Origin of the sequence: Pantoea sp. CTOTU50773 (assembly GCF_032082325.1) — a bacterium.
In the GTDB taxonomy this organism is placed as follows: Bacteria; Pseudomonadota; Gammaproteobacteria; order Enterobacterales; family Enterobacteriaceae; genus Pantoea; species Pantoea communis.
In genome coordinates this window covers 24636-31325 of record NZ_DAMDQC010000041.1, presented here as the reverse complement: position 1 = coordinate 31325, position 6690 = coordinate 24636, and the positions used below count along the sequence as shown (strand labels likewise).

General features: G+C 55.0%; 6 protein-coding genes and 1 pseudogene. 5 read left to right on the top strand and 2 right to left on the bottom strand.

Translation table 11 applies throughout. The features are described 5' to 3' along the window. The 5 genes and pseudogenes from RT340_RS09065 to fabY all read left to right on the top strand — a co-directional run. Positions 1–245 (top strand): annotated as a pseudogene (locus RT340_RS09065) (translational GTPase TypA); the annotation flags it as partial. Between the two features lie 183 nt (positions 246–428). After that, a complete protein-coding gene (yihX, locus tag RT340_RS09060) occupies positions 429–1025 on the top strand; it encodes a glucose-1-phosphatase (protein ID WP_038644008.1) in 597 nt (198 codons plus the stop codon). Next, positions 1026–1898: a virulence factor BrkB family protein gene (locus RT340_RS09055; RefSeq protein ID WP_045815735.1), complete on the top strand. Its 873-nt coding sequence runs from the start codon at positions 1026–1028 to the stop codon at positions 1896–1898. It abuts the gene before it with no gap. Continuing rightward, on the top strand, positions 1895–2332 hold the full coding sequence (gene dtd, locus RT340_RS09050) for a D-aminoacyl-tRNA deacylase (protein WP_034823876.1): 438 nt from the start codon (positions 1895–1897) through the stop codon (positions 2330–2332). Before RT340_RS09055 ends, dtd begins: the two co-directional genes overlap by 4 nt. A gap of 59 nt (positions 2333–2391) precedes the next feature. Beyond that, the gene (gene fabY, locus RT340_RS09045; RefSeq protein WP_034823865.1) at positions 2392–3339 is read left to right on the top strand and encodes a fatty acid biosynthesis protein FabY; all 948 of its coding nucleotides are present in this window, start codon (positions 2392–2394) and stop codon (positions 3337–3339) included. 130 nt (positions 3340–3469) lie between these two features. Here the strand turns inward: fabY and RT340_RS09040 are convergent, their stop codons facing one another. Together RT340_RS09040 and RT340_RS09035 are read right to left on the bottom strand one after the other, a co-directional pair. Beyond that, positions 3470–5149: an AsmA family protein gene (locus RT340_RS09040; RefSeq protein WP_097119685.1), complete on the bottom strand. Its 1680-nt coding sequence runs from the start codon at positions 5147–5149 to the stop codon at positions 3470–3472. A 122-nt stretch (positions 5150–5271) separates the two neighbouring features. After that, on the bottom strand, positions 5272–6648 hold the full coding sequence (locus tag RT340_RS09035) for a nucleobase:cation symporter-2 family protein (protein ID WP_058960146.1): 1377 nt from the start codon (positions 6646–6648) through the stop codon (positions 5272–5274). Positions 6649–6690: the final 42 nt, after the last annotated feature.

Sequence of the window (6690 nt, the reverse complement as noted above, 5' to 3'; positions counted from 1 at the left end):
TTCACAGCCGTTCTAACGACCTGACAGTTAACTGCCTGACCGGTAAGAAACTGACCAACATGCGTGCGTCAGGTACTGATGAAGCGACCACTCTGGTTCCACCGCAGAAAATGACGCTGGAGCAGGCTATCGAGTTCATCGATGATGACGAACTGGTAGAAGTGACTCCGCAGTCAGTCCGTATTCGTAAACGTCACCTGACCGAGAACGACCGTAAGCGTGCGTCTCGCGGCGGTAAAGAGTAAGCGAAACAGTCTGATATTTAAGCCCCGCATCGCGGGGCTTTTTTGTGCCTGCAACCCGCTGCAACGCTCGCTTTGTGAAAGTTGTCCCCGATTCCAGAACGCTTATTTCCCCCTCATCGTACCTGTTCAGTCATGCTTTTTGCCGCTAAAGTGAATGATCCAGGGAATAGAAGGAGAGGCGTCATGCTGTACATCTTTGATTTAGGCAATGTGATTGTTGATATCGATTTTAATCGCGTGCTCGGCGTCTGGAGTGACCTGGGACGTGTGCCGCTGGCGACCTTACAAAGTCGCTTCCAGATGGATGAGGCGTTCGAGAAACACGAACGTGGTGAGATCAGCGATCCCGAGTTTGCGGCGCGTATCTGTGATCAACTGGATATCGCCTTAAGCTATCCGCAATTCACCGCGGGCTGGCAGGCGGTGTTTGTCGGGGTGCGTCCGGAAACGCTGGCGATCATGAACACACTGCGCGCCAACGGTGAGCGCGTGGTAATCCTGTCCAACACCAATCAGTTGCACTTTGAGTTCTGGCCAACGCAGTATCCGGAAGTGCAACAGGCCGCCGATCACGTCTATATGTCGCAAGACATAGGCATGCGTAAGCCAGAAGCGCGTATCTATCAATATGTGCTTGAGCACGAAGGCTATACCGCCGATCAAGCGGTGTTCTTTGATGATAATCGCGCCAACATTGATGCCGCGCGCGCGCTAGGTATAGAGAGCGTGCTGGTGGAAGACGCGAAAACCGTGCCGGACTGGTTCGCGAGCCGTCGCTGAGTGGTAACACGTAACCATTTGCGTCACTCGGCACACGCGTTTTTCCTGTGGGTTAAACTGCTCTGGCGCCGTGTTGATGAAGACAACATGACGACGCAGGCCGGGAATCTGGCCTACGTCTCATTGCTGGCTTTGGTGCCGCTGATCGCCGTGGTGTTTGCGCTTTTTGCCGCTTTCCCGATGTTTTCGGAGATCAGCGTCCAGCTTAAACATTTCATCTTCAGCAACTTTATGCCGGCAGCCGGTGACGTTATCCAGCGCTATCTCGACCAGTTTGTGGCCAACGTCAATAAAATGACAGCGGTAGGGATTGTCGGATTGATCGTGACCGCGCTGTTGCTGATGCACTCGGTGGACAGCGCACTCAACGCGATCTGGCGCAGTACTAAACCACGGCCAATGGTTTACTCCTTTGCCGTCTACTGGATGATCCTGACGCTCGGCCCGATACTGGCGGGTGCCAGTCTGGCCATCAGCTCTTACTTGTTATCGCTACGCTGGGTCAACGTCACCGGCGTCACCAGCCTTATCGATCAGGTGTTACGCATCTTCCCTCTGGTGCTCGCCATCCTCGCGTTCTGGTTGCTCTACAGCATCGTCCCAACGCGCCGTGTGCCAACGCGTGATGCACTGGTCGGCGCGATTGTCGCCGGGCTGTTGTTTGAGCTGGGCAAAAAAGGGTTTGCGCTCTATGTTACGATGTTCCCTTCGTATCAATTAATTTACGGCGTACTGGCAGTCATCCCGATTCTGTTTTTATGGGTTTACTGGACCTGGTGTATTGTGTTGTTAGGCGCGGAAATCACCGTCACCCTGGATGACTATCGCCAGCTAAAACAGCAGGAACGCGAAAAAGAACGAGAGGAAACATGATTGCTTTGATTCAGCGCGTCAGTCGCGCCAGCGTCGTGGTGGATGACGCGACGGTGGGCGAGATTGGCGCCGGTTTGCTGGTGTTATTAGGGGTGGAGAAGGGCGATGATGAGCAAAAGGCACAGCGCTTATCTGAACGCGTGCTGGGTTATCGCATCTTCGGTGATGAGAACGACAAAATGAACCTGAACGTACAGCAGGCCGGTGGCAGCGTGCTGGTGGTTTCGCAATTCACACTTGCCGCCGACACCAACAAAGGCATGCGTCCCTCATTCTCGGGTGGTGCCGAACCGGCGGAAGCCGAGCGTCTCTATCACTATTTCAGCGATTGTTGCCGGGCACAGGGTGTGACCACGGCGAACGGTCGTTTTGCTGCCAACATGCAGGTTTCGCTGGTGAATGATGGCCCAGTGACCTTCTGGTTGCAGGTGTGAGGTTTTCAGCCGAGCGGCCAGGGATCAGCCACGCAAGCTCCGAACGAGAGAATCACTTTATGTATCATCTTCGTGTGCCGCAAACGGCGGAAGAACTGGATACTTATTATCAGTTCCGCTGGGAAATGTTACGTAAGCCGCTGCGTCAGCCGCAGGGCTCTGAACGTGATGCCTGGGATGCGCTGGCGCATCATCAGATGGTGGTCGATGAGCAGGGCGATCCTGTTGCGGTTGGCCGTCTCTATATCAATGCGGAAAACGAAGCGGCCATCCGCTTCCTGGCCGTACACCCTTCGGTGCAGGGCAAAGGATTAGGGACGCTGGTGGCGATGACGCTGGAATCCGTTGCGCGTCAGGAGGGGGCGAAGCGCGTGACCTGTAGCGCGCGTGAAGACGCCGTGGAGTTCTTCGCCAAGCTGGGCTATGTCAATCAGGGAGAAATCACCGCGCCACAAACCACGCCGGTGCGCCATTTCCTGATGATCAAACCGGTGGTAACACTGGATGACATTCTGCACCGCGCTGACTGGTGTGGTCAGTTGCAGCAGGCCTGGTACGAGCATATTCCGCTCAGTGAGAAAATGGGCGTGCGCATTCTGCAATATACCGGGCAGAAGTTCGTTACTACCATGCCAGAAACCGGCAACCAGAACCCGCACCACACATTATTTGCTGGCAGTTTGTTCTCACTGGCTACGCTCACAGGCTGGGGGCTGATTTGGCTATTACTGCGCGAGCGGCATCTCGGCGGCACTATCATCCTTGCCGATGCTCATATTCGTTACAGTAAGCCCATTAGTGGGCGTCCGGGTGCAATTGCCGACCTGGGATCACTGAGTGGCGACCTTGACCGTCTGGCGCGTGGTCGTAAAGCACGCGTGCAGATGGAAGTGGAACTGTTTGGTGACGATGAGCTGGGTGCGGTGTTTGAAGGGGTATATATCGTACTGCCAGCCGATGCAGAGGGTGCATTAGAAGAGGGTGGCTCGGGTGCACGCATTAATTAATGCGTGCAGATTACGTTTTAGCCATCTTCAACCTTAATCGGTAGCAGCGCGAAGAATGGCGCATCGGTGAGCGACAGGGTGTCGCTACTGATACGCGGCATTCCTCGCATCGCTACCGTTTGCTGCCAATCTATTGAACCTGACCCGCATGCATCGTCTGCTGCACCGATTGTGTATCGGTGGTCACGGACACATTACCCTCAACACTTTGGCGCAATGGCGCGGCAGCACTCAATGAACCTTTCACCTGTAACAAAAGATTACTGTTGCCGCTAAGAGGCAACGCAGGCCAGCCCCAGTTCTGCAACACATTGGCGGGCACCGCCTGACCTTTGAGATTCAGCGTCAATGGACGCTGTGCATCCTGGCCAACACTCGCCGTCCCTTCCAGCAAACCGTTACCGTTGAAGGCGCTCATTTCCGTCACCTGAATCTGCTGATCGTTAGCATTAAAGGCAATGGAGGGATGGCGCAGATCGGTGCGATTAAACGTTGCTTCCGCCGCGTTAAAGCTCGCTTTACCGCCCCAGATTCCCCACTGATGCTGGCGTGCCAGTAGCAGGTTATCGGCGTTACCATCCAGCGCGGTCATCTGGAATGGGAAAGCAGGGTTGATGTCGATCACCAGATTACGATTGGCTGTAGCGTGTGTCACCAGCACGCTATCCAGCCATGATGGCAACGCTTGCTGCCAGCGGTCGCGCCAGTTCTGCGGTAAGGTATATTCCAGCCCGGCAATGGCTAAATCATTCAGCGTCAGGCGTTTATCGCTGCGCGTCCAGTTGCCGCTGGCACGGATCACGCCATTGGCCCACCGTGAACTGAACTGGGCCAATTCAATGCCCTGCGCCGAGAAGTTGGCATTCACAATCGGATCGTTAAGCTCAAAGCCACCATTAATGAAGTTACCGGCATTCATCGACAGTGAGCCATCATCGCTTTGCCAGTCATCTCCACGCAGCGTGATGTTCTTCAGGGTTAAATCGAGGTCGGTGACAGCCCAATCGGGCCCTTGCAGTCGGGCATCGGTCATATCCAGGCGATTGATGCTCACTGACGGCACGTCGCGCAGAGGATTGAGGAAATCACTCAGATTTTGATGGGTCTGCAGGCGGATATCGTTAAGACGTAGCTGATCAATCTTCCAGTTACCCTGTGCGTCGCGCTCGGCGTTGCCGGTCATCGAACCACGCGCGAGATCGGCCCCAATATTGCTGAATATCATGCGGTGCTGCTTCACACTTCCCTGCAGCAGCACATTGTTGCCTGGAACACCATTCAGCGTCAGCTTGCCTGCGCTCATCTGGAACTGTGCATCGCTGCCCAGCATATCCGTCGGGGTCGGTTTCCACGGGATAATTCCGCCATTAACCCGTTCAGCGATCATCGGCAGCATGCTGTGCGGGCTATCAATGCGCACGTTGTTCAGTTGCAGGCGATTGGCCTGGATAGGCAGCGTGGTATCGGGCGTCTGATTCGCGAGGTTAATCTCGCCATCACGCACGTCGATGCTATCAAAATGCAGCCAGTCACTGAATTGCACCAGCGCCAGTCCAAGATCGACGCGCTTGGCCACCAACACCGCTGGCTGACCATCGTGCCCAAAGCTGAAATCATCCAGCATGATGTGCGAGGGAGAAGAGAAGTTGTGCTCTATCTTGCTGAGGGAAAGATGCCAGGCGGTCTTATCACTTACCCAACGGCTAAACCAACCTGCGCCCCACTGTGTCTGTAGCAAGACATACAGGACAACCAGCCCCAGCAGAATCAGCAGCAGTAAGGTAAGGAAAAACTTGCCTAAAAATTTCATCGCATCCATCCATCCCGATATTTATCCGGTAAGAGGTTGTTATGCCTGAATTACCGTTACAGCTCAACAGCCTGGATGTAAAAGCGGATAAATAACAGGCAGGCCGTAGCCTGCCTTAAGGGTTACTTTTCCTGTGGAAAGACGAGGTTAAGCACGATTGCGGTGATACCACCGGCAGCAATGCCTGAGGAGAGCAGGGTTTTCAGCCAGTCCGGGGCGAATTGCAGAATCAGCGGTTGCTGTGAAACACCCAGGCCAACGGCCAGCGACAGTGCGATGATCATAATGGCGCGACGGTTCAGCGGCTCGCGCGAAACGATGCGTACACCCGATGCCGCAATCGTGCCAAACATCACGATGGTGGCACCACCCAGCACTGGCTCAGGAATGTGCTGCACAAAACCACTCACCGCCGGGAACAGGCCAAGCACGATCAGCATCAGTGCCACGACAAAGCCCACATAACGGCTGGCAACGCCGGTCAATTGGATCACGCCATTGTTCTGCCCAAAGCAGGAGTTCGGAAACGTATTGAACAATGCGGATACAAATGAGTTGAGGCCATTAGCCAGCACGCCGCCTTTTAAGCGCTTCATATACAGTGGGCCGCTCACCGGTTGCTCTGACACATCCGAGGTGGCAGTGATATCGCCGATGGTTTCCAGCGAGGTCACCATAAACACCAGCATCAACGGGATCAGCAGGTTCCAGTCAAAACCGAGACCGTAATAGAGCGGTGTCGGTACCGCCACCAGCGGTTGATCGGTGGGCGCGCTGGTGGCAGGTAGCATATCCAGCGCCCATGCCAACGCATAACCGACCGCCATCGCGATCACCAGTGAAGCCACACGCAGGTAGGGATTGCGCTGACGGTTGAGCAGGATAATCACCACCAATACCGCGCCAGCCAGCAGCAGGTTCTTTGGTGCGCCGAAAGTGTGATCGCTCATCGCCGCGAAGCCACCGCCAATCGAGGTCAGGCCGACCTGAATCAGTGACAGGCCAATAATCATCACCACAATGCCGGAAACCAGCGGGGTAATAATACGACGCGCCAGATGCAGAACGCGTGACAGCACCATTTCGGTACAGGACGCCACCATCAACGTACCGAACAGCGCGGCCATCATGGTCGGGACATCGGCACCGCCATTTTTCAGCGCCATGCCACCCATAATCAGCGGTGTCACAAAGTTAAAGCTGGTGCCCTGAATGGAGAGCAAACCCGAACCCACCGGTCCCCAGGTTTTGATTTGCAGGATCGAAGCCACACCCGATGCAAATAGCGACATGCTGATAATGTGCTGCGTATCCTGAGCCGGTAAGCCCAGCGCCTGGCAGATCAACAGTGCAGGGGTAATCACAGCAACGAACATCGCCAGCAGATGCTGACAGGCAGCAAACAGCGTTTGTGGCAACGGTGGACGATCTTCGAGGCGGTAAATCAGTTCACTCTTTGGACGGGCTGACTGATGAGATTCAGCGGTATTGACGGACATGGTGCGCGTTCTCAATGACAACAAAGGGGCGATTTTAAACGG

Coding starts and splice junctions, on each gene's coding strand:
- RT340_RS09040 (WP_097119685.1), bottom strand. CDS start 5,149: ATGAAATTTTTAGGCAAGTTTTTCCTTACCTTACTGCTGCTGATTCTG.
- dtd (WP_034823876.1), top strand. CDS start 1,895: ATGATTGCTTTGATTCAGCGCGTCAGTCGCGCCAGCGTCGTGGTGGAT.
- fabY (WP_034823865.1), top strand. CDS start 2,392: ATGTATCATCTTCGTGTGCCGCAAACGGCGGAAGAACTGGATACTTAT.
- RT340_RS09035 (WP_058960146.1), bottom strand. CDS start 6,648: ATGTCCGTCAATACCGCTGAATCTCATCAGTCAGCCCGTCCAAAGAGT.
- yihX (WP_038644008.1), top strand. CDS start 429: ATGCTGTACATCTTTGATTTAGGCAATGTGATTGTTGATATCGATTTT.